The following is a 25,630-nucleotide window of genomic DNA, read 5'->3' on the forward strand; positions in this document are numbered from 1 at the left end:
CCCCCGAGACACCGGTCGTGCAACTCCTGCGCGTCGGCGGTGTCGTGGTCCGCTTAGGTGGGACGAGCCGTCACTCGCTACGAATCGCGTCGATTGGCGCCACCCTGCTGGCAACGACGGCAGGGTACGCCCCAGCAGTAAGGCCCGTGACCACGGTGACCGCCAGCGCGGCCCCGACCGCCTCAGGAGAGACATCCGCGGGGATCTTCAGAGCCTCTCGAGCGAGCACCGCCAGGCCCGCCCCCAACGCCGTACCGACACCGCCCCCGGCTATCGACAATACCGATGCCTCCGTCAGGACTTGCGCAAGGATTCGCGTGCGCCGCGCTCCGAGAGCCATCTTCACGCCGATCTCTCGCGTGCGCTCCGCTGCAGACGCCATCATGACGTTCATCACGCCCACTCCAGAGACGCCGAACAGGAGTGCGCCGAGAACGAGTACAGCAGACGTAACAGCGCCTGCGAGGGCATCGACCTTGGCGGAGAACGCATCATTACGTTCGACCTCGAAGTCCTGCTGCTGGTCTGGTCGAAGACCCCGCATGCGCCGCAGCAACGCAATGACCTCATCCATCGCGTCGGGGACGGCCGCACGATCCGTCGCGACCACAGTGAATACGTGATCGCGCACATGAGCGATTGTCGCATTGTAAGTCTGAAGAGGAAGCAGCGCATAAGCGTCCCGCGAGACCGCACCCAGGACGGCCCCGTCTCGGCGCGCCACCCCGACGACCCGAAATGGCACTCCGCGTATGCGAACCGATTCGCCGACCGCATCCCGCACAGGGAAGAGCACGCGCGCGACATCCGCACCCAGAAAGACAACCTTCAGCCCGAGCCTGCCGTCCGTTTCCGACAGGAATCGCCCGACGGCGACGGTCGTGCCGTTGGCTCGCTCGTACTCTGGGGTGACGCCGAGCACCGCCACCGTAGCGGTGGTCGCTCGGGTGCGGGTCGCGACCCGCTCAAGTACCTGCGAATGCGCCTCGACCGACACCGCCTCCACGTGAGCAAGACCATTGAGCAAGTCTCCGTGCCGCCAGGGGAGTTCGTGTCGCGGCGTCAGCGGCTCGTTCGCGCTACGCTCGGTAGGCCACCGTCGTACCACGAACGTCTGCTGTCCGATCAGCGCGAACTCGCCCGACACATCACTACGTAGACCCTGCAAGAACGCCAGTGACGCCACTGTCGTGCCTGCCGCGACGACGAGGCCCAGCAGCGCCAGGCTCGAACGGAGGCGATTGCTCTGGAGCGCCTCCCAGGAGGACGCGATCTCGCCCGCTGACCACATCACTCGGCCCTAAGCGCATCTGCAGGCTGCAGCCGCGCAGCCAGGGAGGCCGGCCACGCACCGAATACGACTCCAACGACGGACGCAAAGGAGACGCCCACGACGACCGCCTTACCGCTCGCAGTGATAGGGAGCGCGAATGCGGCAGCAACGAACGCTGCGGCGATGGCACCAAGAAGACTGCCCAACACCCCACCCACAAGCGAGAGCGCTACCGCTTCCAGGACGAACTGCAGGGCGATCGCTCGCCGCGATGCCCCAAGCGCACGCCGCACACCGATCTCCCGCGTTCGCTCCCCAACAGACGTCAACATCACGTTCATGATGCCAACACCACCGAGGACGAGCGTGAGTACGCCGATCGCGACACAGACTCCGAACAGCCCCCCGGTCAACGAGCGATACAGTTGAAGCAACTGCTCTCCTCGATTGATTGCGAAATCATTATCAGCGCCTGGCCGCACCCCCCGTACGGATCTAAGGATATCTACCACCTCATCGACGAGCCGCTCCTCGCTTCCCGGCAGTCCACCTACCGCGATCACGAGCGACTGACTTCTTCCAAAGACCCGCTGAAACGACGAAAGCGGCACTGTCGCATGATGGTCGAGCGAGTGGCCAAACAGTCGTCCGGCCCGCGCGAGTACCCCTATGACCTCATATGGCTTGCCAGAGACGCGCACCCGGGATCCGACCACCGCCTCTGGAGGCACCCGGGGGAAGAGGTGCTCCGCCAGTTCGGCCCCAAGCACGACCACTGGGCGCCCCAACAAGACGTCGACTTCCGAAATGAACCGGCCTGCGCCCACCTCGCCGCCCCCCACCTCCAGGAAGCGCTCCGTGGTTCCTCGAAGGATCACACGCCACGACTGCTCCGTGCCCGGCACGCTCACTGCTACGCTGGCGGTTGCCAGCGGCGCCACCGCAGCAGCATAGACTGCGCCCCTTTCGACAGCGCGAACCTCCTTCAGCGTGATTGGCGCGGTAAGCGTGGAGCGCCCACGGTCACTCGCATCCGACAACCAGGGTGTGCGCTCCACGTACAGCGCGCTTGCTCCCAGCCCGGAGAGCGCCGCCTGGAAGGAGCCACTCAGCGCCTCGATCACGGCGTAGACCGCGACCAGAGCACCGACGCCCGCAGTGAGCCCGGCGGTTGTCAGCACCGAGCGCAGCCGATGGCGCAGGAGCGCCTCGAGCCCAGTCGACGCCGCCACGGCGAGCGCGAGAGACGCGCGCGCGAACAGCGGTCTCTGCACGCCTGAACGCATCACCGCCCCTGCTCATGCGCGAGAGCACGACCGGAGGGCGACGGCAAACTGCACATGCGAAGGTCCAAATCCGCCGGGAGATTGCCCGACACCTGAGGCTGAGCGCTCCTCGATACCTGAACCGGTCGAGTCCCGGTCTGGTGCCAGGACCAGAACGACAGCATGGCGGACATCGGCGTTGTCAGTACCAGAATCGCGGAAGCCGCCAGGATCGAAACCGAATTAGCTACCGGGCGCGCTCGGACCAACGCGACCCATTCACGAGCGAGCGAGCGGCGCACCGCAGCGGCGCGGAGCACGTTCGCCTGGATGCGCGCCGCCTGCTCGCGGGAAGGAGCGAGAGATGCCATCGCCCGCTGAAATCGAGGGTCGGTCACGGTGACTCCTTCCGATTCCTCAGGTGCTCGAGAAGCTCGTTTCGCCGCCGCTGAGCGATCTTACGAACGTTCGGAGCGCGGAGGCCAACGATCCTGCCGACCTCCTCAGCGGTCAGCTCGGCCCCATAGAAGAGCGCTACGACTTCCCTATCCCGGGACGGGATTTCCGCTAGCGCCTGAAGCAAGGCGATCCGGTCCACGAGGGATTCCGCTGGATCCTCCACCGCGGCGCGTTCGTCCGCGATGTCCCGTAGTGCGCCGGGTGAGTGGACGTCTACACGGCCTCGACGCCTGCGGCTCTTGCGTGCCCGATTAAGGGCTATGGTCAGGAGCCAAGCGGAGAACCGCGTGTCTCTTCGAGCCTCGTAGCTTTCGAGATTGGTGAACGCATCGATGAACGCGTCTTGGGTGACGTCCTCCGCCTCCTCATCGCTGCCGCTGAGCGCGCGCACAGCTCGGAACACACGCGCCACGTATCGCTCATACAGCTCTTGCGTCGCCCGGGTGTTTCCCAAGCGGGCGGAGCGAACCAGACGTTGAACGCTCAGGCCCGGGTCGTGGCCCCACCCGGCGGAGTTGAAAGCCGTAGAGAGACAGTCGAAGCAGCCTCCCGTGGCCGCAGCGCGAGTCACTCGCGCTCCTCGGCGCGACTCTCGAGAAACCCGAGGGTCCACACTGCGGATCGGTAGGTCCCTATCGCTCCGACCGCCGCCACGGCGGGCAGGGCGGACACGGCCACTCCGACGGACAAGGCCAACGACGTCGACCCCGACCAACGAAGAGCGACGTACCAGGACGCTACACCTGGCGCGATCGTCGCCAGGATGCACAGCGACCCCGCAAGCTGCCCGATGAAGGCAAGGATCAACAGTCGCACCGACTCCAGAACGCGCCCGGGCAGGTAATGCCAAGCCCGGAGAATGGCCTCGCGGGCGCCGACACTTTCCACCACGGAGATCCGAATTGCGTAAATGTACATGAAGTATCCAGAGAGGAGCCAGGGCGTCGCCGCCACGGTCGCCGCAACAGAGAAAGCCATTGCCCCCCAAAGCGGAAGCACCCCCGAGAGAGCCCCCACCACCGGCACACTCAGCAACCCAGCAACCAAGAAGAGACCGCCCAACGCCAGCACCTTCAACACCAACACTGTCCAGAACTTACGTACCCCGAGGCGCCACGCTTCTGCACCTGCCATTCGGTCGCCCGCAGTCGTCCGCCGGATCGACTCGACGACAGCCGCTTCCGAGACGACGTGGAGCGCCACGACCGTTGCGACCAGCGCAGCGGCACCGGCCACTGCCAAGAACAGTGCGCCTCCACGCAAGTCACCGATCGCGCTGGCGTCGCGCCCACCGGAACGGCCGCTTCCCCACCCACCCGCCAGCAGGATCCCGAATGCCCAAAGGCTTCTTGACTGCCAAGTCGATCGCATGGCGCTCCGCGCGATCTCGAATGTCCACAAAGCGTCCTCCACGACATGCACGTCATCTGTTCATCCATGCCGAGAATCCACGAGCTGCAGGGAATGTGACATGGCACGCCTTCCCAACGCCATGGCTCACCCCGGAGGGCGCGCCCTACATGTTGAGGCTCAGCGCATCGAGCATCAGCATTCCGCGGCGACGGTGTCCCCGTTGATGGTCATCAAGCCAAGCCATTTGATCATGCCGACCGTCCCGCTCCACATAACTTCTGGGGCACGTCCCCGCTGACGGGTGCGCCGCCTTGACCAGTTGTGTGGCCACACCGATCGTGAGAGGAGTCGCAAGTTGCACGCGAACCGCCGTCTTCATGGTGAAGCGTCCGGCTCGCGCAACATGAAAGGAGCAGCGAATGAACCAGACGTCGACAGAGAGGCTCAGGGCATTTCGCGAAATGATGCTCACGGACTCGCACTTCCGCGATCGGTTCGCCAACGACCCGGTGTCGGTTCTTGCCGAGGCGGGGCTCACTGGGCCGACCGAGCTGTTCGCGGGAGCAATCGACCGCGCCACGCTCGAGCAGCGCGTCGCCGCACTTCGCACGACCTCGGCAATGCGCGACGTGGTGGACGGGCCCGAGCTCGGGCGTATGAGCGAGGCCGCGCTTCGTTCGGCGACCGGAGATCGCACCGGACCGGTCGCCATCACGATCGCGGGGAACGTCGGCTAGCCAGCTGAACTGACCCCCACCAGAGTACGAGTCGACCGGCAAGGGCGGCGACAACTGTCGGGACCCTCCGCGCGGATGGCGCTTCGAAAGGTACGAAGGCGATGCACGTCGTCCTGATTGGTACGAGGCCTTTAGCGGCGCTTGGTCGACCTGCCCAGGCGCCGCCCTTGCCAACGTTGGCTCTATATTACCTTGCGGCTGTGCTCCGCCGAGCGGGCCATATCGTCAGTGTCGTGGATCCGGCCTGCCTATCGACCAACCAGACGGGTGACTGCCCGGTACCCCGTCTCGGGGAGACCCTGCTGCACGCGGACGTCGTCGGCCTCTCCGCCAGTACCGCCGGGTGGCCGATCGCCCGCCGCGTGATCGCTCAAGTGAAGCAACGCTTTCCGAAGCTGCCGCTCGTTGTTGGCGGGCTACACGCCACCCACTTGCCGGGCCACATACTCTCCTCGACGCTGGCCGATTTCGTGATTCGAGGCGAGGCCGAGTTGACGTTCCCGGCTTTGCTGGAACTCCTCGCGCGCGGCAGGAAGCCTGAACGCATCCCCGGTATTGCCTATCGTCTGGGTGACGCAGTGGTCGTGACACCGGGCTCGCCACTGCTCTCGCTACCGGACTTGGAGTCGATGCCGGATCCGGCGTTTGACCTCCTGCCCCCAGGCGCTTACAGCGCAATTGGCGTCGAGACCTCGCGCGGATGCAGCCACGCCTGCCTGTTCTGCGCGATCATGCATAAGCGTTCGCATCGTGCGCTTTCCCCATGCCGAGCAGCCCAGAGAATCGCGCACGCCTGCCGATTCGCAGATCGTATTGTGCCCGTAGATGGCGTGCGCCGCATCGGGCTAGTGGACGACTCATTCGCAACCGACAAGGCGCGCGCCAGGTCCATCCTCGGCGCAACCGCGGCGTATCGCGCACTCGGTATCGAGTTCTTTCTGGAGGCGCGCGCCACCGACCTCGACCCATCGCTCATTGAGGCCCTCGCTGCTGCGCCGATATGTGGTCTGCAGATTGGCGTTGAGTGCGGTTACGATGCTGGCCTTAGGGCCATCGGCAAAGGACTTTCGACCGAGGCCCTGGAACGCTGCGCAGCGAGTCTCGCCGCGGCAGGCCTCATCCACAGGACCCTGTTCAGTTTCATCATCGGCTTCCCCTGGGAAGGCACCGGTGAGTGTCTCGCGACGCTAGGGTTCGCTGCGCGCATGGCCGCTGAGTATGGCGCCGACTGTCATGTATCCTGGCTCCACATATATCCAGGATCGCGCCTATGGGACCGCCGTACCTCACTCGGCGTGCCCTGGGGTCCAGAATTCTTCGACAACGACCCTCCCCCTACGACGGACCCAATTAAGCGAATGTCGCCCCGGCTCACGACCGCTGACATCGAGGATCTCGAGCATCGTGCGTCGCTCTGCGGATTTCTGAGCGAACTCTCGGACCGGCGAACGAACTGCGGGCGCATGACGTTCGCTCCCTTCACCGCGGAACGTCGGGACGCCATATGGCAGTAGCCCAGGTCACCTTCTGCGTAACGTTGGCATGCACAGCGCGCTGCAGGATCTGCATTACGGACGCGCACCCCGGTCGCCGAGAGCGCCTAGGCGACGAGGAACTGCTCGGGTTTGTCGCCCAAGCCACTGATGTCCCCACCGTGAAGGTCGTCGCGTTCAGCGGCGGTGAGGCGCTCCTGTGCAGAGAGCCCCTCGAGCGCGCAGTGCGGGCGGTCCGTGGCGCGCAGCGCCTGCCGAAGGTCGTGACCAACGCCTTTTGGGCAAGTTCCAGGGCGCGCGCCGCCGCCGTGCTTTCGCCTTATGCGCGAGCGGGCCTGTGGGAGCTATGGATCAGCGCGGACAACCATCATCGCGCTTTCGTGCCTGACTCCCATGTCGCGAACGCGGTCGCCGCTGCCATGGACCTCGGCATTTGGTGCACGCTCGTCCGCGTGTGCGGTGCCGGCGAGCCAGAGCCCTGGTCCCGATACGTGACGCGCTTTGGCGTTTCGCCGCAAGCGGCATTGCATATCAATTCAGCATTCAACGCCGAGAGCTGGCAACTGTTTCAGGCGCAACGCATGGCCGGGGACACGGCGCATCGCCACGAAGTGTTGGTCCTCGACAACGATCTAGTACCTGCGGGCCGAGCCACGAGTCGCGCCAACGAGTGCGTCCTCTCTGAGGCCCACTCCATGCCTCTGCTGGCATGCGCCACTGTAGGCCGACAGCTCTATGTCGATACCGGCGCCAACGTGTTCCCCTGCTGCACTCCCGTCCGGAACGACGCTCACTTCAGCCTTGGCACTCTGCGGACCGAGTCACTGGCCGCCGTCATCGCTCGCGCTGAGGCACATCCGCTCCTGACTTACCTGCGCACCTTCGGCCCTGCCCACCTATTGCGAGAGATCGACGCAGACACCACCGTACGGCACCGTCAACTGGCAGGCATGTGCCATGCGTGCTCTGAGGCTCGCGCTCCGGACGGTTGGCATCTCGTGCAGGCGCTCTGCTCAGCGCGCCACCTCCACGCCCAAACGCTGTCGCTGATCGAGCAGTTCTCTAGGAGCTCCGTCCCATGAACGTACTGCTTACCGCTCCCCGCGTGGCGCTCGTCGACATCTTCACTGGCCTTCCTCCGCTCGCGCTTTACCAGCTCGCGTCGGTACTTCGCGAGGCAGGGCACATCGTCACCGTACTCGACCCCGCCAGCCTAGACATCCGTCTCAGCGACGGGACACCGCTTGTTGACCCTGTGCTCAGCAAGAAGCGCGACGGATTCCTGGATGACACGGATCTCGCTGCCCTGGAGTGCGTGGCGAACGGCTTGGAGTTCGTAAACCTTCGCGCAGCTGCAGCGCAGGCCGACGTGGTCGGCATCTCAGCCAACTCGTATCAATGGCGCTACGCGCAGGTGATGATGCAGCAACTTCGCTCGGTGCGCCCTGACGTCCCGATCGTTCTCGGGGGCCCTCACGCTACTCATCTGCCCGAGGAAGCGTTGGCTCATTCCACAGCTGACTACGTTGTCCGAGGAGACGGAGAGCGCACATTCCCGGCGCTTCTCACTGCGATACCCGACGCCGACTCCGTGGCGCAGGTGCCGGGAGTGTCTTTCAAGCGACACGGTCACGTTATCCACAATCCGCCGGCCCGACCCATTGGCGCTGAGGAACTCGAGCGCCTGCCACTGCCGGCCTTCGACCTCTTACCGGATGGCGCTTATGGCAGCATCGGCGTCGAGTCCGCGCGTGGATGCCGTTTCGCTTGCCGCTTCTGCTCAGTACCGACGATCCGAACCTGGCGCGCGCGCAGCGAGTCGAGCACCCAACGAGCCGTTCGCCACGCGCTGTCCTTCACCTACAAGCTCAGGCCGAGCCCGTCTGGCGACCACGGCCTCACCTTCGTTGACGACAACTTTACCGGCGATGTCGGGCGGGCTGAGGCGATCTTGTCCTGGCTCTCGACGGCCGATCTCGCTGGTTGGAGGCTGTTCTTCCAAGCCCGCGCACACGCAACTCTGCATTCCCGGATTCCGCAGCTCCTCGCCGCGATTCCAATAGCGTCCTACGAAATGGGCATCGAAAGTGGCTCCGACGTCGGCATGAAGCGAGCTCGCAAGAGCCTCACCGTCAATGTCGTCGTGCAGTGCTTGGAGGCCATGAAGGCAGCCGGAGTGGCTCACGCTGCCTGCTTATCCTTCATCTTGGGCCTCCCATGGGACGATCCAGCCACGCTCATGGAGACCGTATCGTTCGAGCAAAGGGTTCACGCTCGCTTCGGAGTGGCTATTCAAAATTCCTGGTACAACCTACTACCCGGTTCGTGGATCTGGGACAACCGCGATCAACTTGGGATCACCGTAGGCCACGAAGCGTTTGAGGGTCATTTTTACATCTCGGAGAGCATGCTCAGCCGCGTTACGCCTGGTCTGACCCGTGACGTCCGCTGGGGTGTGTACGAGCACCTACGGTCTTACTGGATGCTCGCGTCTCTGAGCGGCGCGAACGCCGTATTTCGCCTCCCCTTTGCTCCATCGGGCAGCGCAGCCCCTGTTCTCGGCAGCCAAGCAGGCGAGCTGCCATGCTCGGTCGTCTCCTCGCTTGACTGAGGCTTGCCGATGAACGGCCTTCCTCAGTACTTCATTGAACTCAAGCCAAACTACTCGTGCAATCAGGCATGCCCCTTCTGCTGGTTCGCCGACTGCTCGCGCACCAAGATGGAGGCTTCCGACATTGTGGCCAACCTTGCATTCCTCCTCGCCCACTTGCGTACGCCGCGCGAGCCCTCCGCCGTGCACCTCCGCATATCGGGAGGCGAATTCACGATACGGAGCGACCACCTGGACCTTCTGGATGTGATTTGCTGCATGGGGTTCGCGAGCACGGTCCTACACACCAATGCGATCACGTGCGCAGACCTGGCGGTGGCGCGAGCTCTGGGCGCAAGAGTGGGGCAGATGTACGTCGCATACCACAGTTACGATCAGGCCAGTCACGAGTTTGCGTCGGGAGGTCGCACGCGGTGGCGGGATGTCCTGAATGGCATCGCAAACTTGAAGAGCGTTGGCTGCACCATCATGACGAACACGTTGATCATGCGTCACAATGTCGAACGACTTCCGCTACTAGCACGCCAGCTGGCCGATCTGAAGGTCGATGTCTGCGCGTTCAATTTCCCGGTTCCCAAGGCCCGGTGTGCTGTACACGCCGATGAGCTGATCGTTCGGTCGATCGAGCAGGCCCGCATGCCTCTTCGCGAAGCCCGGCTCATCTTAGAGAGCGCCGGTGTCGAGTTCGTCCTCACTGACTGGGCAGGCTTTCCAGCCTGCTGGCGTGAGCGCCTCGTTCCCGAGGAGGGCGACGAACGCGTGTACGAGGAACTGCTGCCGCGCGTCATTCTAGTTGATGCGGAGCACCAGTACGCGCAGGCGACCAACTTGTTCGCCATGCAGTTTGAGGACGACATCGTCTCGACTTCTGAGATGGCGGAGTGCCGATATTGCACGAAGCTTCCCGTTTGCAAGGGCGTGCATCGCTTGCTCCGCGGCAGAGCGGGCTTCGAACTGGCACCAATCAGCCAGCCGAGGGCCGGCGGATGAAGGTCCTCCTCACAGCTCCCGACGTGCCATTCGCCGCATACCACAGACGAGCGCCGGCGGAGGCTCTATACCTTCTGGCGGCCATTGTCCGTCAGAGCGGGCACGACGTCGCCGTGGCGGATCACAGTCTGCATCAGTCCGACTTGGATCACGAGGCTGTTGCACGCGCCGGTCGGCCGGTGATCGACGCGACGCGATTCCTGACTCGCCGCGAAGTGGACCTCCTCGACTGCGCAGCCGATGCACTTCGATACGATGGGCTGCGCTCAATGGCGCGGGACGCCGACTGTGTCGGCATTTCGGTGAACTCGCTGAACTGGCTTTACGCGCGCGCGATGATTCGCGAACTCAAGCGCGACTGCCCGGAAATGCCCATCCTGGTGGGCGGCCCGCACGCGACGCACCTTCCTGACGACATCCTAAGCTCGAGCGCTGTGGACTATGTGATCCGTGGAGAAGGTGAGCGCGTTCTTCCACGACTTCTCGCGTGTCTCGACCGTGGTGTGGAACCGAGAGACGTCCCGGGGGTGTCGTATCGTCGGGACGATGATGTGGTCCACAATCCTCCTGCCCCTCTTTTGACCCCAGCCGAGCTCGATGCGCTCCCTCTTCCCGCATACGACCTCCTGCCTCGCGGCCGGTTTGCCACATTGGGGGTCGAGACTTCGCGCGGGTGTGCCCATCATTGCCGATTCTGTGGCATCCCCGGGCGCGGCACCTGGCGACCCCTGTCCGTGGCCGCGGTCCGCCGCAGGTTGTTTCACGCGCAGACCTACGCGGCCGCCCTCCGTCCCGATCCGAACGGCCGGTTCGAGATCCTCTTCCTGGACGACAACCTGACGGCAGACCCGGTCCGCGCCGCGGGAATTTTCCGAGCCGTCGAAGAAGTCGATCCCATGTTCGACTTCTCGATGGAAGGGCGCGTCGATGACATGCTCGAGGAGCGGCATGTCGGTGCGCTCTCACGTGCCCGAATGCGGCGTTGGCTGCTGGGAGTCGAGAGCGGCACGAACGTGGGACTGCGTCGGGCCGGGAAGCGGCTTACGCTCGAACAAGTCGATCGATGTGCGTCTGTGGCTGCCCATGCCGGCCTGGCGCGTGCGTCCAAGTTCTCCTTCATTCTAGGACTTCCATGGGAGGGTCGTGAAGAGTGCACACGCACGATCGACTTCGCGACGAGCCTCGTTCTTCGATACGGCGTGAGCGTTCAGCTGTGCTGGCACGGGCTGTTTCCTGGCTCCGAAGTGTGGCGCTCACGTTCGAAGTTGGGGATCAAGGCTGGTCCTGAGATCTATCGAACACACGCGTTTCAGTCATGGGATGCATTCCTAGACATGTGCCCGCGCCTCAGTGAGGCCGATGTTGCGATCTTGTGGAAGCACCTCGAAGAGGCCCATCAAGTCGCAGAAGTCATTCGCGGACCTGGGCTCGTGTACTTGCCACTGCGATACGTGGCCTCAGCGCTGGAGACGGATAGATCATGCGCGTCCTGCTAACGGCACCCAGCCCGCTGTTTTCACAGCTCAATCAACGAGCGCCCACCAGCGCACTGTACGCGCTCGCTGCCGTCGTCCGTAGTGCTGGCCACGACGTCGAACTCGTCGATCACCCAGACGTCGACGCTCGACTCGAGGAATGCGGGAACGAGCTACTGCCGCCGATCCGCGCGAGCCACTTTCTTGCCCGCCACGAGGTCCGAATGCTGGATGAGGCTGTCGCGTCCAGACTCGAGTTCCCAGGGGTCTCGGCTGCCGCCCAGCGCTCGGACTGCGTCGGAGTATCAGCAAACTCGCTCAACTGGCTCTATGCCCGGAGGATGATTCACGAGATTCGACGGATATCACCGCACGCAACGATCGTTGTCGGCGGACCGCACCCTACCTTCTGTCCTGACGAGGTCTTGCGCCGCTCTGCCGCGGACATCGCAGTGAGGGGCGAGGGGGAGGTTACGTTTCCTGTGCTCCTCGACGCCCTCTCGACGCACAAGCCTCTATCCGACGTCTCGGGAATCTCGTTCAAGCTGAATGGCGAGGTGGTACACAACCCTGATCGACCGGTACTTTCAAGCGACGAGCTCGAGGCGGTCCCTTTGCCAGCATGGGACTTGCTCGCACCAGGGCGCTTCGAAGTCATCGGCCTGGAAGCATCGCGCGGATGCCCATTTCAGTGTCGCTTCTGCTCCATTCCGCATCGCGGCAGTTGGAGGGGCCTCTCAGCGCCCGAGGTGCTCCGGCGGGTCGCCTTCGCGAAACAGCACCTGGATCGACTTCGGCCTAACGGCTCCGGCCGTCGCGAGATTCTGTTCGTCGACGACAACTTCACCACCGACGCCAGACGGTGTGCCGAGATACTGGAGGCGCTGCCGTCTACGGGAGGACGGGAGTGCGAGTTCTCTCTCGAAGGGCGGGCGGCTGACGTGGCCCGTCACCCAGAGCTCGTCCGAAGTCTAGCACGCGTCCCTCTCCATCGCTTCCTATGCGGCATCGAGAGCGGCTCCGATCGTGGCTTGCGAGCTATCCGCAAGGCTCTGACCGTCGCGCAGGTGGACCGGTGCTCCGGCTTTCTCGCTGATGCCGGTTTGGGTGACCGGGTCCGCTATTCGTTCATCCTGGGCATGCCGTGGGACACGAAGGCGGACTGCTTCGATACCGTGGACTTCATGTTCAGGACCGCGACGCGCTTCGGAATCACCTGTCAAGGCAGCTGGTACGGAATCTTCCCTGGCTCTGAGATCTGGACCTCTCGCTCCGAATACGGGATCGACCTCGACGCGACCGTCTTTGAGACGCACTTTGCCCGTTCGCGGGAGATTTTCCTCCACGTTACCAATCGCCTGTCTCCTCAAGACGTTCGCGACGTTGTCGCGCGTCATCGGGCAAACATTCTGCTAGCTACATTCGCCCGAGAAGCGGGGACGATCGTGGACATTCTCGATCTCGAAGGCGAACCTCAGGAGCTGGTAGCCTAGCCCACATTGCCGGAGGTTGCACTTGCGCACGCCATCGGGATCCAACCGAGTCAAACACAAACTCCCGATGGCGTTCTGGGCCATCCTGACGGGCGCGCTCCTAAACCGGGTCGGGACCTTCGTCGCGCCGTTTCTCGCCATCTATCTGACGAGGGAGCGCGGGCTTGGCCTCTGGCAGACGAGCCTCGCGCTCTCCATGTTCTCCGTGGGCGCGGCACTCGCCGGTCCCATAGGCGGATGGTGTGCCGACCTGTTTGGTCGTCGGCGAACGATGGTAGGAGCGCTCCTTTGCGGCGGCTCGGCGATGATCGGGCTCGGGCAAGTGCGTGATCCTATCGCAATTGGAGCCGGCGTGTTTCTGGTGAGCTTTCTCGGTGACATGTACCGACCCGCTCTTCAGGCGACCGTCGCCGAACTCGTGCCTCCCGACGATCGCCTCAGGGCTTTTGGCCTGCTCCACTGGACCGTAAATCTGGGGTACGGTCTTGGCCTACTCATCGCCGGCATTTTGGCCGACACCTCGTATGCGCTCCTGTTCGTTGGCGACGGGGTTACGACCATTGCTTTCGCGTGCATGCTATGGAGAGCGGTTCCCGAAACACTTGCCCGCTCTGCCGCCGACACGGAGGAGCGTCAACGCGGGTTCTTGCGGACGTTCTTCGAGCCGTATCTCGACGGCCCTTTCGTGCTGTTCCTGGTCGCGACTGTTCTGATGGCCATGGTCCTGTTGCAGTTCCAGTTCGCACTACCTGTCGATATGACGCGGAACGGGCTCTCGAGCGCCAACTTCGGGGCGCTGTTAATGATCAATACCGTCGTCATATTGTTGCTGCAGCCTATAGCCGGCAGCGTGCTCGGCAATGTAGACAGGTCTTACGTGATCGCCGGGTCGGCGTTGCTCATCGGAGCCGGCTACGGCCTGTACGCGCTTGGAGAAACCCCCCCCTGGTACGCTGCGGGGATCATGATCTGGACGGTCGGGGAAATTGGAGCGCTGCCTGCTTCCGCCGCGCTCGTTGCCCATAGATCACCATCGGCGGCACGCGGTCGTTATCAGGGCGCGCAGGGACTCGCATTCGGGCTGGGTGCTTGTCTCAGCCCCATCCTCAGCGGCATTGCGCTAGAAGCGATGTCGCGGACAGCCTACTGGTCCGCGTGCCTTGGGGTCGGCTGCCTATCTGGGCTCGGATTTGCGATTCTGAGCCGTTCGCTGGCTCAGGTACGAGAGCGAAGGGGGGCCTCCGTCAGCATGGATGCGTGCACGAAGGGTACCTCGTCGGCATGATCCATCGAATCACCTGTCGGTCCTATCTGCTAGGGATGGTCGCTCTCGGCTTAGTTCGCACCTTCGCACCAACCTCGTGACCAAGAACGAACGGAGGCACGTGATGACCGAAACTGAGGTGCGCATTGTCACGACGTTCGATCCTCCAACTGGATTCTATATAGAGCGTGTCATCGGACTCTGCTGGGGCATTGCGGTGCGCGCGCGCAGCCTACCGGCACTCGCTCGAATCGCGGGCGAGCTCTTTCGGGGCGGCGAAGTTCGGGGTCTAACCGAACTCGCAAACGACACGCGCACCCAAGCCATGGCACGCCTCGTGCGCAATGCGACGGAGCTCGGAGCAAACGCCGTCGTGGGCATGCGGTTCACTTCCAGCCCGCTGCTCCAGAACGCCTCCGAGGTGGTCGCGTACGGGACCGCCGTAGTTATTCGTCCGAAAGCCTGAGGTGCGGAGCTTCGGCGGCGGGATGCGTTCGGAGCGGCTACGTTTAGGCAGCGAAACCCACGTCGCGGCACCTGTGCTGGCACCAGCTTGCCGCAAACGTGATGGACTCCGCGAACACGTAACACGCAGGCGCTCGATGGACCGCGTGCCACATCGCGGGACGGCCACATCAGAACACAAACCAGCTATACGCGACGGTTGCTGGCACGACCAGCGCGACCTGACTCTTCCCGCTGACCAGCAACTGCACCCGCGGCATGACGCTGACGGACCAGTGGTCGGCGAACTGCCACTCGACCCCTGCGACCGGAGCGAGCACGAGGGAGTCCGTCGCGCGGTCCCGCAGGCCGAGCCCAAAGCTGTGCTCGTTCCCGGGAACGGAGACGTCGATCAGATCGCGCCGCGTGTAGCTCTCGTGCGCCCAGCCGACCTCGGCACCGAGGTGCAGTCGCCAGACGTAGCCGTGGACGAAGCGGACGCCGGCGAGCGCGCCGTACCGCTGCGTCCGCTCCGAGAGTGTCCCTCGCACCGCCCCGGTGGCGCTCCCCATCTCCACGTTCGCGTGGAAGTAGTCCGCGGGAGCCTCCCAGAACCCTGTCGTGGCGAGCTCGAAGCTGTTCGAGATCGCGTACCGGATCCCCGCGGTACCGCCGGCTCCGGTTCCGAGCGTGCTCGAGCCGGTTCCCTGCGATGGCGAGGCAGCGACGGCGGAGACCGCTGGGCCGAGCTCGAGCGTGAGCGCGCCTCGGTCGGCCGCGGCCAGCGTGGGCGCGAGACCGAGTGCGGCGGCGACGATGACGGCCCGAGTGCCCAACCTGCCCCCCGTTCAGAACGCTCGCTCCGTCGAACACGACCCCCGAATCGAGCAAGAGCGCGTAGGTGCTGCCACCCTCGGCCGGGCGTTCGTGGTTCAGCGCCGCCTGCCCCGCGTTCCGGGCGACGTCTCGGCCGAGCCCGCCGGACACCGTGTCCAGGAGGATGTTGCCCGTCCCCTTGGCGATCTGCGCGCCGAGCCCGGGCGCCCGCGGAGCCTCTCCCTCGATCCGCCGAGCCGCGGCGAGGCCCGGCTTCCCGTCGTTGCGTGCGAGCGCGAGGCCCTCGAACTCCAGCTCCGTGTCGTCGGGGAGCCGAAGCCTCGTGAACCTCAGGTTGAACCGCCCGCTCGACTCCGTCGCGGTCCCGTACACGAGCGTGCGCGCCGGCAAGGCGACCTCGCCGCGCACGAGCACCGGAAGGACCAGCATCGCCTCCACGGGGCCGCTGCCGATCGTCCGGCTGTCGAGGTTCGTGAGGAGCTTCGCCTTCATGTGGGCGCCCAAGGGGACGCCGCGTGGCTTCGATGCAGCGGGAGGTCCGGCCGCGCTCGCGCTCGCGAGCCGGGTCGAGCGGTGAAGCCAGGGCGGATCCCGCGGCGCTGCGGTCGCCGTCTCCGGCTTGGCATCGGGCTCGCTCGGTGCCGCTCGCGCCTGCGGCTCTCGCCGGGGCGCAGGGCGGTTGGGCTCGGGCTTCATCTCGAGCCGTCCGTCCGGCAGGACGCGCGGGCGCCCGAACTCGCGCGCGAGCGCCTCGTCGATGGCAGCCGCGTCGCTCGCCGAAGGCGGGCTGGGCGTCGCGCCCAGACCCGTCGGGACCGCGGGCGTGGCGCTCGTGCTCTCTGCTGCCCCTGGCGCGACCGCGGCAGGCTCGCGCGCCGGGACGTCGGCGACGACCGTGCTCTGGCGCTCCACCGGTCCGCTGGTGATCCCCGCCACGATGATGGCCGCGATGACGCCAGCGACGAGCACCCCTCCCGCGATCAGCAGGCGTCCCGGGCCCCTGCGCGGCGCGCTCGCGGCGAGCCGCGCCCTCGCCTCCCGAACCGCGCTCGGGACCGGATCGGCTTCGTGCGAGGCCGCCACCGCCACGTCAGCCGGCTCTCCTGCATCGAACGTACGCGGGACCACACGCGTCGGCACCTCGAACCCGCCCGGCCGCGCGCCGGTGGGTGTCGCGGCGCCCGGCTCGCTTTCCTCCCCGGGCCGCGCTCGAGATCGCTCGTCCGAGAGCTTCTCCGCGGCATCGACGATCTCCTCGCCTCGCGCCGGCTCGGGACGCCCGGGCCGAACCGGAGGCGCACCCGGCACGTCGAACGGGTCCGTCCAGGCGCGGTCCCCGGCTCCGCTCTCGCGCGCGGCCCGAAGGAGCTCGGCGAGCTCGCGCGCGGACTGCGGTCTCCGCGCCGGGTCCTTCTCGAGGAGCGCCATCGCCACGTCTCCGAGCGCGCGCGGCACGCGAGCATCGAGGTCCGCGGGGGGCGCCGGTGTCTCCGTCTTGATGGCGATGAGGACCGCCGCCTCGCTCTCGAGCGCCTTCGGGTCGCGCGGGAACGGCCGGATGCCGGTGAGCACCTGGTAGAGGATGTACCCGACCGCGTGGAGGTCGGTCGTGGGCTTCCAGTCGAACGGCTCGCCGCGCGCGAACGCGGCCGAGTCGCAGTAGCGCGCGTACTCCGGCGCGTAGTGCGTGATCGTGCCGACGCTCGCCGCGCGGGTGAGGTTCAGCGCGAGCTGCGGCCGCGCGATGCCGAAGTCGATCACCACCGGCTCGCCGTCCGTACCTACGAGCACGTTGTCGCTCTTGAAGTCCCGGTGGAAGATGCCGAGCGAGTGCATGTGCTCGACTGCGCCGGCGAGCTTCTCGAACACGGCGCAGACCTTGGCGAGCGACGGCGCGGCGTGCTCCCGCCAGGCGAGGAGCGGCGGGCCGTCCACGTAGTCCATCACCATGAACGGGAACCCGCCCTCGAGTTCGGGCCACCAGTCGAACGAGTGGACGCGGACGATGTTCGGATGGTGGAGCGTCTTCAGGGCCGCGATCTCGCGGTCGAGCCGCTCCTCGTAGTGCTCCCGGTCCTCGGCGTCGAGGTCGGAGAGCCGCTGCCGGCCCATCTTGAGCGCGTAGAGCTTGCCGTCGCGCCGGACCTTCCACAGGCACCCGAATCCCCCGCTCCCGAGCTTGTCGACGACCTCGTAGGCGCCGACGCGCGTGCCCTTCTCGAGATAGGACGGGTCGATCCGGGCGCGCTCGGTCATGGCGATGCGCCCTCGAGCGCGACGAGCCGCGGCCCGTCCTTCTCGTGGAACGTGACCCTGAACCGCTGCGACGGGGACATGGGCGGCGTCTCGTAGGCCACCACGACGCGCTCCGCCGTGCCGGGCGGCAGGATCGGGAGCTCGGCCTGGGCGGAGACGACCTTCACGTCCACCGCGTCGCGGCCGCCCGTGAGCCGCACCTCGACGCGGTCGAGCACCCACGAGCGCTGCGGATCGCGGTTCTCGACGGTGAAGACCATGTACGTGAGCCCGAGCAGCCGGTAGACCCATCGCCCCTGCACGAGCAGCCGGCTCTGCTTGTCGCCGATGTGGAGCGGCCGGCGCTCGAACGTCTGCGGCTGGTCGAGGCTCTGCGCGAGGAGGAGGGCCGCGAGCTTCGCCGCACCAGCGTTCGCCGCCCCGTCGCGGCACTCGTCGAGCTCGCCCCGGAGCTGCTCGTTCATCATCCGGAGCGCCTGCGCCGAGTCCGGGCTGGCGCGCTCGCGCAGCGCGACCGCGATGTCGACCTGCACGTCCGCCTCGCCCGGGACGGTCACGAGCTTGAACGTCAGGACGGTCCCGTCGGCGAGGGAGACGTTCAGGGGCTCCGGCCGCGCGAGATCGGTCTTGGGGACGAGCATGACCGTCCGGTCGGTCTGCGTCGGCGGGTAGAACACGCCGCGCACATCCGCGAGGACGGCGCCGCCATCCTTCACGGGGACCTCGAACGTGAGGATCGTCGGAGTGCCACCCGCGACGCGGATCTCCGGCACGGAGGTGAGCGCGGCGTCGTCAATCGTGATCGCGCGCCTGCGCAGCTCGCGCTTGTCGCCGGCGTGAGCCGCGCCGGCTGCGGCCAAGCCGACAGCCACGCACGCCGCGAGCAGCGCTGGGCTACCTCTCGTCACGGGACGCCTCCCGTTCTTCGCCGGTCTGTGCCTCACCATTTTCGCTGAGAGCGAAGGGAACGAGCCGCCATTCCTGCACTTCGAGCCCATCCGGGCAGTCCATCGTGGCGGGTACGACCCGCTCCAGGAGCTCGACCCGGACCCGATCGGTCTCCGGCGCGCCCCCGCCCTCGATGAGCGGGAACGACCTGCGCGTGAGGGTCGCGCGCACAACGACGTGCGTCGGCGTCTGGTCCTCCACGACGATCTCGTCGAACGAGAGCTCCGTCCCCCGCTGCGCCAGGCGGTACGTCTCGACGAGCCGTTTCGCGGCGGATTCCTTGGCGATTCGCTCGCGCAGCTCGGGAGCCATCATCGCGAGCGCCGCCGGCCAGTTCGCGGCGATCGTGCTCGAGTTGAGCCCCAGCGCGAGGTGCAGGAAGTCCCTCGTGAACCGCACGACCGCCACATCGGGTGGGCGCGTCCGGTCGGCGAGGAACCGCAGGAGGGCGTCGGTTGCGACGGAGCGCCGCACCGGCGTCGATCGCCCGTTCGCGTCCACCATGACGAACTCCGGCGGCCGGCTCGCGAGGCGCGCGAGCGCGATGCACTGGAGCACGATGACGGTGAGCAACCCGACGATGAGCCAGCTCTTCCAGGCGTTCTGCGCCACGAACGCCGCCCACACGGCGGGCGGGGACCCCGGCGGTCGCGGATCCTGCATGCTCGTCTTCACCACGGCTCGTCCCTCCATGCGATCGCCTTCCGGTCGCTACGCGCCTTTGCCGCCTTGCGGAGTGCCGCCCTTCTCGGAGCGCGCTGCCGCCTGGCGAGGCGGTTCCGGTGGAGCAGGCGGGTTGGCGACAACGCCTCCTTGCTCGGCTTTGGTCGCGGGAGCGGCCGATGCCGCTGCCGCGGTGGCCCCGGGTGCCTGTCCCGCGCGGCCGCGTCGCACGCGGCCCCGCAACTGCGCGCCTCCTCCGGGCGGGTTCGACACGGCGGCGCCGCTCCCGCCACCTCCTGGTCGCGCACCGCCAGCGCCGCCGCCCGAACCTCCTCCCCCGCCGTTCGAACCCGCGCCGCCGCCCGCGGCGCTCCCGCCACCCGAAACCGCGTGCGCTGCGGCCGTGCCCACCGCGACGACCCGGCCTGCGGCGCCCGTCGCGAGCCTGAGCGCTGGACGAACGGCGTCGTGGTGAGCCGCCTTCGCGGAGCCCCAGCCGTGCGAGGTCGCGTTGTCGAGCGCGCCGCCGATCACGTGGCTCGCGAGGAGCGGCGTCGCGAGCGCCGTCACGAGCATCACCAGGGCCGCGACGAGGCACTCGAGGTACGTGCGCCGGGCAGCACCCTGCGCCGCGACCGTCACGAGGACCGAGAGGAGGACCCCCGAGAACACGGGCCAGCTCGCGATCGTGACGAACCGGACGAACCACCGCGTTCCCGTGCTGCTCACCCGCGGGATCCCCGCCACGAGGGCGAGCGGTCCGATCACGAAGAGCGTCGCGGTCAGGATGCGGGAGAGCCAGTTCACGAGGAACACGGCCGCCTCGGCGACGAGCTGGATGCAGGCGATGAGCGCGTCGTACACCCACGCCGTGATCCCCGACGGCTCGGCCGCGCCGCTTCCTCCGCTCTCCTCCGTGCTCGCCGGACGCTCGCCGTTCGAGGCGATGTCCTCGAGCGACTTCCGCATCTCGCTCGCCTCCCGGACGAAGGCCTTCCACGTCGAGGGCGGCGCCACCTGCCGCTCGAGGCCGTCGAGGAGCCCGATCACTCCGCCGAAGACCGTCTGGTAGTTCCAGAGGAGGAGCAGCACGAGGATGACGCGCCACGTGACGGCCGCGTAGTCGCGTCCCGCGAGCGGTGACTTCCCGAACGCCTCGATGGCGTACGCGAGGAAGGTCGAGAGGAAGAGGAAGCTCCGCGCGACCGCGAGCGTCTTGCCGAGCAGGTCCTTCAGCACGCCCGACCGCTCGAAGTCGAGGACGAGATCTCGTGTCGACGCGGCATCGCCCGCAAAGGCCAGCGCCGGCGCGAGCACGGCGGCGGCGCCGAAGGCCACGCGACGGCACACCTGGCGCCCCGGCGTCCTCACGGCTCGAGCCCTCCGGTCCGGATCCGGACGCGCTCGTTCACGAGCGACTCGAGCCCGGTGGTGAGGGCGGCTCGCTGTCCCTCCCGCGCCGCGAGCTCGCGCTTCAGGTCGGCGTTCTTCTGCTCGACCGCGAGCGCCTGGAGCCGCGCGATCTCGGTGAGCCGGACGTTCGTCTCCTGTCCCTCCTCGAGGTTGAGCACCTGCGCCTGCTGCGCCGCGAGCTGACACTCCTCCGCGAACCGCGCCGCCTCGTGCGCGTCGCCGAGCTCCGAGGCCCCGTTACATCGGCGCAGGAGCTCGCGGAGGCGGACCTTCTGCAGATCCCCCGCGCGCGCCTCGGCCGCGCTGGCGCGGATGGTCGCCGCCACCTCGGCGTCCACCGCCCGCGCCTGTGCCGCGCCGCTCATCGGCCCGAACGTCGCCGCGAGCGCCCGCAGGAGGTTGGCGTTCTCGAGCTCGTTCCGGAGCTGAACGCACGCGGGCTGGCCCGCGGCCACGTCGGCGAGGCAGTAGCTCGAGAGCTGCTGGAGGGTCCCGGTGCCCTGCGCCCACGGGCTCCCGCGCATGCCGCTCGCCGCGAGGGCGTCGCGCCTGAAGCGCTCGAGGTCGGGGTAGGCGGCTTCGAGGTCCTGCTGGAACCTCTCTCCGAACCGGCGTGCGGAGAAGTTTCGGAACGAGCGCGCCGCCGTGGCAGCGTCGTCGGCGTACGCGGCGACGCGCTTCACCTCCCCGTAGCTCTTCCGCAGCTCCGAGAGGCTCTCGGTCATGACCGCGAGCTGCTTCGTCGTGTTCGCGAGGATGTCGGCCAGGATGAGGTCGCCGCCGAGGTCGATGAACGCCGCCGCCCTCGCGGCGTAGAGGACGGCGCCGGCGGACAGCACGATCGCGACGCCGAGCTTTCGAGAGATCCGGACGCGCATGGCTCCTCCTCACGCCGCGGGGCGGCCCGCCCGATCGCGGCCGACGACACCGTGGGGGTACCTGGCCGCGAGCTCCTGGAGCAGCGCGAGCCGGTCGTAGGACGGGTTCCTCGCCACGGCGCGTGCGAGGAAGTCCTGGTCTTCCTTGTCGGTGGTCAGGATCCAGTAGGCGAGCGGGTGGAGCGCGAGCCGAACCACCGCGGTGCGCGCGCCATACATGAGAAGGAAGTCGCTGAACCAGCCCGGCTTCAGCTCCAGGCCGGCGAACGCGGCGGCGGCGCGCGGCGAGAGGCCGAAGTGCTCGACCACGCCCCGATGCTTGCCCGCGAGGTGGCGCAGGAAGATCCGGATCGTGCTGTTCCCGACGATCGCCTCGCGCCCGACCCGCGAACCCAGGAAGTCGTTCAGGTTCTGCGAGATCATCCACATGGCGGTGTCGTACTTCCGCATCTTGCGGTAGCAGCCGCCCAGGAACCGCTCCGTCGCGTCGTCGGCGCCGAGGTACTCGTGCCCCTCGTCGACCTCGACGAGCGTGCGCGTCTTCCTCGCCATCGCCCGGTTCGTGATCGCCTGGATGATGGTCGCCATCGCCACCGCCTTCGTCCCCGCGTTCTCGGAGACCTTCGCGAGATCGAAGGTGAGGAGGGGCGCGTCGAACCGGAGCTGCGAGGGGCGGTTCAGGAAGTCGGCGTAGATGCCGGTGCAGAAGATGGCGAGGCGCCGGACGAGGTCGTCCGCGATGGCCCGGTCGTCCGGGTGCGTCCACTCGTGAGTCGCGAGCGCCTCCGAGAACTGGCCGACGAGCGGCGGCTCCTCCGGGCGTTGCCGGAACCGCGTCTCGTACGTCCAGCGGATCGCCCGGGCGACCACGTCGCGCTCCACCTTGTCGAAGGGTGGCCGCGTCCGATCGGCGACGCACACCTCGAGGAACTGGACGACGTGCTCGATGTCCTCGTTCGAGATCGCCGTCCCCGCGCCGGCGAGCTGGGCGTAGGAGAGGAACGGGGAGATGGACGTCGAGAGATCGACCGGGATGTGCACCCCGCCGAGGAGCTCGGTGAGCGGCTTCCACGATCTCCCGTTGTCGATGAGGATCGCCTCGACGCCGGCCGCCCGCGCGTCGAGCGTGAGCGCGCCCAGGGTCACGCTCTTCCCGGACCCCGTGTCCGCGACGACGATCCCGTGGTGCGCGTTCACGCCGCTCGACTTGTCGAAGAGGTCGAACCGGAAGGCCTCGCCGGTGGGCGTGAGGAGCACGCTCGACGCCCGGGCGCTGCCGCGCCATGGCGCGAAGACGGGCAGGAAGTCGCCCGCGTTCCGGCTCGTGCAGCCCTTCTTCCGGAGCTGGTAGCGGCCAGCGCCCGGGAGCATCGACAGCAGGGCCGGGACCTGCGTGACCTCCTCGACGAGGAGCTCGGAGTTGCCGGCGGCGGCGAACGCGCTGCGCGCCGCCTCGGTGGCCCCGTCGAGCTCGTCCAGCGAGCCCGCCTCGAGGAGGAGCGACACCGAGAGCGCGACGACCTTCGTGCTCATCGCCGCGAGCTCCTCGAAGAGCCCTCGGATCGCCTCCTGCTTGGCCCGGTCCGCCTCCTCCGACTCGACGGTGCGGCGATCGAGGAACGGCATCACCGCCCGGAGGCTCTCGACGAGCGCGTGCTGGTTGTTGAGGAGCCACCGCGCCGTCTTCTGCGTGCGCACGTGGACGGTGACCGCGAGCGTGTACGAGAGCGGGCCGCGCGCCGTCGCGAGCCCGAGGAGCGGCTCGCAGGCGAAGTAGTCCGTGCCGCCCTCCGGCAGCACCTTCAGCGTCGCGACCCGCCGCCAGGTCCCGCCCTGCCGGAGGTGGCCGCGCCCGTCCTCGATATCCTCGTGGGCGAGCTGCTCCGCCTCCGTGTACTCGGCGAGGTGGAGCCCCTCACGCTTCACGGCCTGGTCGGACCAGAGCGTGTCGCGGAGGCGGACGCGGGGAGGCGCGGCGCCCGCGCGAGCCCGCGTGGGGTTCAGGAGCTCGTAGTGCAGCCGCCAGACGTCCTCGAGATCGAGCTCTCGGGACGGGATCCCCGCCGAGCCGAGGCGCGCGGCGACGCGGTCGCGGAGCTGCGCGAGCCGGCCGAGGCGGCGCGCGTGCTCTGCGCCGGTGAGCTGGGCTGCCTTCCCGAAGAGGAGCTTTCCTCCCAGGAGCCCGCGCCCGATGCCTTGCTTCAGCCCGCCCGGACCGGAGAAGAAGACGTACACGCGGGCGCGACGGAGCCGCTGCGTACGGAGCCAGCGCGCGCGAGACGCGACGTACTCGCGCAGCGCCGCGGCTTCCGCCGCGGCGGCGACGCCTTCGTACTCGCGGACGTCCTCCTCGGCGCCCTCCTCGATCCGGTGGATGAAGTGGAGGGTCGTCTCGTCGTCGAGCGAGGCCACGAGGCTCCGGAGCGCCTCGCCGATGCCGGCGATCTGATCCTCGCCCGCGAACCGGACGTCGAGCGTCCCGAGCTCGAGTCCGCCGACGTAGTCGAGCGCGGGCGTGACGAGCGCGGTGACGCCCCCCTCGCGCAGGGTTCGCCAAAGCGGGACGAGGCCCGCGAGCGGGCTCTCGCGAATCACGGCCGGCCTCCGTCCCGCGGCGCGCCCCGCCAGTCGTACGGACCGAACGGGAACCGCGGGAGCGGCGCCCGCGCCGCCGCCGTGAGCCGGCCTGCCGCCATGCGCTGACGCAGGCGCCACGCGACCCAGTGCTGCAAGTGGCCCTCGGGCCGGCCGTAGCCTGCGATCCGGATGACGAGGTAGATAGCGAGCCCCGCGGCGGCGCCGACGTTCGGCGCTCCGAGGGCCGTCCCGAGCCAGCCGGCGCCGAGAACGGCCATCCACTCCGTCGGGAAGACGAGCCCGAGGAAGGTGCTCCTCGAGTCGAGGTTCCGATACACCGGTGCGCGCATGGCGGCCTCCGGACTTGCTCGAGCGCGCGATCAGCCCGCGCGGATCGCCTGCATCAGCCGGTCGGCGTTCGCGAGCAGGAAGTAGAGGATCACCGCGATGATCGCGATGTAGCCGGTCGTCTTGATGAGGTCCGGCCGGATGAACGCGGCGACGCCCGAGATCACGATCGCGAAGAGCGCGATGGGCGCGATGATGAAGTTCTTCGCGAACGTCAGGAGCTGCTGCCCCGGCATCGTGCTCTGCGCGAGGGCGAGTTCGGGCGCGGCCGCGAGGACGAGGACGAGAGCCACCTGCGCAGCGAGCGCGAAGCGGCCGGCGAGATCACGGTTCGTGCGGGACGTCGAGGTCATCTTCCTTCTCCTTCCCCTCTGGACGGCGCCGGGAGTCGGCGTCGTACGTGGACTGAAGCTCGAGGAACCGGGCGCGGAGCTGGCGCGCGTAGGCGAGCGGAGAGGCCGTTCGGGGCCGCTCGAAGACGAGCAGCACCGCTAGAGCGCCGCAGATGGCGAAGATGTTCAGGAGGGCCGGACCCACCAGCACGTAGCGCGCCACAGGCGAGTCCGACGCGCTGGCCGTGAGGAGTACCGTGGGCGGGACCGCCGCGCAGACCAGCAGCACGAGCCCAGCGATCCTCGCCCGAAGAGGAAGGCACGACACGCGGGTTCGATGAGCGGGCGAAGGACAACCAGTCGCGACGCCGACCGGAACGACAGTGCGGCTCTCGCCGCGCGTCTGTCCATTCGCCTCTCGCCTGACTTCCATACGTTAGTCATACGCTGGCCCGTCAGCAGACGCAAGCAGCCCCAGCGATCGGTCTCCAAGTGGGGCGAGAGAGCGAGCCACGCAAGAC

The 25,630-nt window shown here is 67.3% G+C and carries 22 protein-coding genes and 1 pseudogene; 9 read left to right on the top strand and 14 right to left on the bottom strand.

The features are described 5' to 3' along the window. Positions 1–70 precede the first annotated feature (70 nt). The 4 genes from MNZ29_RS02555 to MNZ29_RS02570 form a co-directional block, all read right to left on the bottom strand. Positions 71–1,291, bottom strand: coding sequence for an ABC transporter permease (locus tag MNZ29_RS02555; protein WP_242352793.1), 1,221 nt, complete (start codon positions 1,289–1,291; stop codon positions 71–73). Next, entirely contained in the window at positions 1,291–2,547 is a 1,257-nt protein-coding gene (locus MNZ29_RS02560) for an ABC transporter permease (RefSeq protein ID WP_242352661.1), read from the bottom strand. Before MNZ29_RS02560 ends, MNZ29_RS02555 begins: the two co-directional genes overlap by 1 nt. A gap of 385 nt (positions 2,548–2,932) precedes the next feature. Next, positions 2,933–3,610 carry a sigma-70 family RNA polymerase sigma factor gene (locus tag MNZ29_RS02565; RefSeq protein WP_308197040.1) on the bottom strand — a complete coding sequence of 226 codons (678 nt, stop codon included), beginning with the start codon at positions 3,608–3,610 and terminating at the stop codon, positions 2,933–2,935. Continuing rightward, positions 3,565–4,200, bottom strand: coding sequence for a hypothetical protein (locus MNZ29_RS02570; protein WP_242352663.1), 636 nt, complete (start codon positions 4,198–4,200; stop codon positions 3,565–3,567). The genes MNZ29_RS02565 and MNZ29_RS02570 overlap by 46 nt, the downstream gene beginning before the upstream one ends. 569 nt (positions 4,201–4,769) lie before the next feature. Here MNZ29_RS02570 and MNZ29_RS02575 point away from each other — a divergent pair. From MNZ29_RS02575 to MNZ29_RS02615, 9 genes are all read left to right on the top strand, one after another. Then, positions 4,770–5,087 carry a hypothetical protein gene (locus tag MNZ29_RS02575; protein ID WP_242352664.1) on the top strand — a complete coding sequence of 106 codons (318 nt, stop codon included), beginning with the start codon at positions 4,770–4,772 and terminating at the stop codon, positions 5,085–5,087. A 101-nt stretch (positions 5,088–5,188) separates the two neighbouring features. Further along, positions 5,189–6,601 (top strand): B12-binding domain-containing radical SAM protein, encoded by a 1,413-nt coding sequence (locus tag MNZ29_RS02580; protein ID WP_242352665.1) that lies wholly within the window; start codon positions 5,189–5,191, stop codon positions 6,599–6,601. Positions 6,602–6,741: 140 nt separating this feature from the next. Further along, on the top strand, positions 6,742–7,662 hold the full coding sequence (locus tag MNZ29_RS02585) for a hypothetical protein (RefSeq protein WP_242352666.1): 921 nt from the start codon (positions 6,742–6,744) through the stop codon (positions 7,660–7,662). Beyond that, entirely contained in the window at positions 7,659–9,191 is a 1,533-nt protein-coding gene (locus MNZ29_RS02590) for a B12-binding domain-containing radical SAM protein (RefSeq protein WP_242352667.1), read from the top strand. The genes MNZ29_RS02585 and MNZ29_RS02590 overlap by 4 nt, the downstream gene beginning before the upstream one ends. Positions 9,192–9,200: 9 nt before the next feature. Beyond that, positions 9,201–10,181 carry a radical SAM protein gene (locus tag MNZ29_RS02595; protein WP_242352668.1) on the top strand — a complete coding sequence of 327 codons (981 nt, stop codon included), beginning with the start codon at positions 9,201–9,203 and terminating at the stop codon, positions 10,179–10,181. Then, positions 10,178–11,677 carry a B12-binding domain-containing radical SAM protein gene (locus MNZ29_RS02600; protein WP_242352669.1) on the top strand — a complete coding sequence of 500 codons (1,500 nt, stop codon included), beginning with the start codon at positions 10,178–10,180 and terminating at the stop codon, positions 11,675–11,677. Before MNZ29_RS02595 ends, MNZ29_RS02600 begins: the two co-directional genes overlap by 4 nt. Then, entirely contained in the window at positions 11,662–13,149 is a 1,488-nt protein-coding gene (locus MNZ29_RS02605; protein WP_242352670.1) for a B12-binding domain-containing radical SAM protein, read from the top strand. The genes MNZ29_RS02600 and MNZ29_RS02605 overlap by 16 nt, the downstream gene beginning before the upstream one ends. Before the next feature lie 67 nt (positions 13,150–13,216). Next, on the top strand, positions 13,217–14,434 hold the full coding sequence (locus tag MNZ29_RS02610; RefSeq protein ID WP_242352672.1) for an MFS transporter: 1,218 nt from the start codon (positions 13,217–13,219) through the stop codon (positions 14,432–14,434). Positions 14,435–14,510: 76 nt separating this feature from the next. Beyond that, on the top strand, positions 14,511–14,879 hold the full coding sequence (locus MNZ29_RS02615) for a YbjQ family protein (protein ID WP_242352674.1): 369 nt from the start codon (positions 14,511–14,513) through the stop codon (positions 14,877–14,879). A 169-nt stretch (positions 14,880–15,048) separates the two neighbouring features. Here the strand turns inward: MNZ29_RS02615 and MNZ29_RS02620 are convergent, their stop codons facing one another. From MNZ29_RS02620 to MNZ29_RS02665, 10 genes and pseudogenes are all read right to left on the bottom strand, one after another. Continuing rightward, positions 15,049–15,693, bottom strand: coding sequence for an outer membrane beta-barrel protein (locus MNZ29_RS02620; RefSeq protein WP_242352795.1), 645 nt, complete (start codon positions 15,691–15,693; stop codon positions 15,049–15,051). A 1,399-nt stretch (positions 15,694–17,092) separates the two neighbouring features. Further along, positions 17,093–17,950, bottom strand: a pseudogene (locus tag MNZ29_RS02625) (serine/threonine-protein kinase); the annotation flags it as partial. Continuing rightward, on the bottom strand, positions 17,947–18,822 hold the full coding sequence (locus MNZ29_RS02630) for a DUF2381 family protein (RefSeq protein WP_242352676.1): 876 nt from the start codon (positions 18,820–18,822) through the stop codon (positions 17,947–17,949). The pseudogene MNZ29_RS02625 and the gene MNZ29_RS02630, both read right to left, overlap by 4 nt. 22 nt (positions 18,823–18,844) lie before the next feature. Then, on the bottom strand, positions 18,845–19,591 hold the full coding sequence (locus tag MNZ29_RS02635; protein WP_242352678.1) for a hypothetical protein: 747 nt from the start codon (positions 19,589–19,591) through the stop codon (positions 18,845–18,847). Between the two features lie 18 nt (positions 19,592–19,609). Next, positions 19,610–20,932: a hypothetical protein gene (locus MNZ29_RS02640; RefSeq protein WP_242352679.1), complete on the bottom strand. Its 1,323-nt coding sequence runs from the start codon at positions 20,930–20,932 to the stop codon at positions 19,610–19,612. After that, positions 20,929–21,852, bottom strand: coding sequence for a hypothetical protein (locus MNZ29_RS02645; protein WP_242352681.1), 924 nt, complete (start codon positions 21,850–21,852; stop codon positions 20,929–20,931). The genes MNZ29_RS02640 and MNZ29_RS02645 overlap by 4 nt, the downstream gene beginning before the upstream one ends. A gap of 9 nt (positions 21,853–21,861) precedes the next feature. Further along, on the bottom strand, positions 21,862–24,447 hold the full coding sequence (locus tag MNZ29_RS24805) for a hypothetical protein (protein ID WP_242352683.1): 2,586 nt from the start codon (positions 24,445–24,447) through the stop codon (positions 21,862–21,864). Further along, positions 24,444–24,779: a hypothetical protein gene (locus MNZ29_RS02655; protein ID WP_242352685.1), complete on the bottom strand. Its 336-nt coding sequence runs from the start codon at positions 24,777–24,779 to the stop codon at positions 24,444–24,446. Before MNZ29_RS02655 ends, MNZ29_RS24805 begins: the two co-directional genes overlap by 4 nt. A gap of 30 nt (positions 24,780–24,809) precedes the next feature. Further along, positions 24,810–25,130, bottom strand: coding sequence for a hypothetical protein (locus tag MNZ29_RS02660; protein ID WP_242352687.1), 321 nt, complete (start codon positions 25,128–25,130; stop codon positions 24,810–24,812). Then, positions 25,102–25,398: a hypothetical protein gene (locus tag MNZ29_RS02665; protein WP_242352689.1), complete on the bottom strand. Its 297-nt coding sequence runs from the start codon at positions 25,396–25,398 to the stop codon at positions 25,102–25,104. The genes MNZ29_RS02660 and MNZ29_RS02665 overlap by 29 nt, the downstream gene beginning before the upstream one ends. Positions 25,399–25,630: the final 232 nt, after the last annotated feature.

This window comes from Anaeromyxobacter sp. SG64 (genome assembly GCF_022690745.1).
Classification (GTDB): domain Bacteria; phylum Myxococcota; class Myxococcia; order Myxococcales; family Anaeromyxobacteraceae; genus Anaeromyxobacter; species Anaeromyxobacter soli.

Bases quoted from the DNA above. Each gene is read 5' to 3' on its own strand.
- MNZ29_RS02555 (WP_242352793.1), bottom strand. From the start codon at position 1,291: ATGTGGTCAGCGGGCGAGATCGCGTCCTCCTGGGAGGCGCTCCAGAGC.
- MNZ29_RS02575 (WP_242352664.1), top strand. From the start codon at position 4,770: ATGAACCAGACGTCGACAGAGAGGCTCAGGGCATTTCGCGAAATGATG.
- MNZ29_RS02580 (WP_242352665.1), top strand. From the start codon at position 5,189: ATGCACGTCGTCCTGATTGGTACGAGGCCTTTAGCGGCGCTTGGTCGA.
- MNZ29_RS02590 (WP_242352667.1), top strand. From the start codon at position 7,659: ATGAACGTACTGCTTACCGCTCCCCGCGTGGCGCTCGTCGACATCTTC.
- MNZ29_RS02595 (WP_242352668.1), top strand. From the start codon at position 9,201: ATGAACGGCCTTCCTCAGTACTTCATTGAACTCAAGCCAAACTACTCG.
- MNZ29_RS02600 (WP_242352669.1), top strand. From the start codon at position 10,178: ATGAAGGTCCTCCTCACAGCTCCCGACGTGCCATTCGCCGCATACCAC.
- MNZ29_RS02605 (WP_242352670.1), top strand. From the start codon at position 11,662: ATGCGCGTCCTGCTAACGGCACCCAGCCCGCTGTTTTCACAGCTCAAT.
- MNZ29_RS02610 (WP_242352672.1), top strand. From the start codon at position 13,217: ATGGCGTTCTGGGCCATCCTGACGGGCGCGCTCCTAAACCGGGTCGGG.
- MNZ29_RS02635 (WP_242352678.1), bottom strand. From the start codon at position 19,591: ATGGAGGGACGAGCCGTGGTGAAGACGAGCATGCAGGATCCGCGACCG.
- MNZ29_RS02645 (WP_242352681.1), bottom strand. From the start codon at position 21,852: ATGCGCGTCCGGATCTCTCGAAAGCTCGGCGTCGCGATCGTGCTGTCC.
- MNZ29_RS02655 (WP_242352685.1), bottom strand. From the start codon at position 24,779: ATGCGCGCACCGGTGTATCGGAACCTCGACTCGAGGAGCACCTTCCTC.
- MNZ29_RS02660 (WP_242352687.1), bottom strand. From the start codon at position 25,130: ATGACCTCGACGTCCCGCACGAACCGTGATCTCGCCGGCCGCTTCGCG.